The following is a 268-nucleotide window of genomic DNA, read 5'->3' as shown; positions in this document are numbered from 1 at the left end:
AAGGCGGATGAGTTCGGAGACACTGGGCTACCGCCTTCGCGGGAGCACAATCCTCGTCGGTCGGAAGGCTCACGGTCGCCCTCGCCCCACCCTGAATCGAGGAACGATCGCATGAACCTGCATGGCATATGGGCGATCTATCGTTTCGAAATGGCGCGGTTCGGGCGGACGATCTGGACCAGCCTGATGGTGCCCGTCATCACCACGTCGCTGTATTTCATCGTGTTCGGCTCGGCGATCGGATCGCAGATGCGCGAAGTGTCGGGCG

General features: G+C 61.6%; 1 pseudogene. It reads left to right on the top strand.

Annotated elements, in window-relative coordinates:
* Positions 1–111: 111 nt before the first annotated feature.
* Positions 112–268, top strand: a pseudogene (locus AC0IYH_RS31820) (ABC transporter permease); the annotation flags it as partial.

Source organism: Pseudomonas sp. AC463 (genome assembly GCF_979253585.1).
This window is presented reverse-complemented; position numbering and strand designations above follow the sequence as displayed.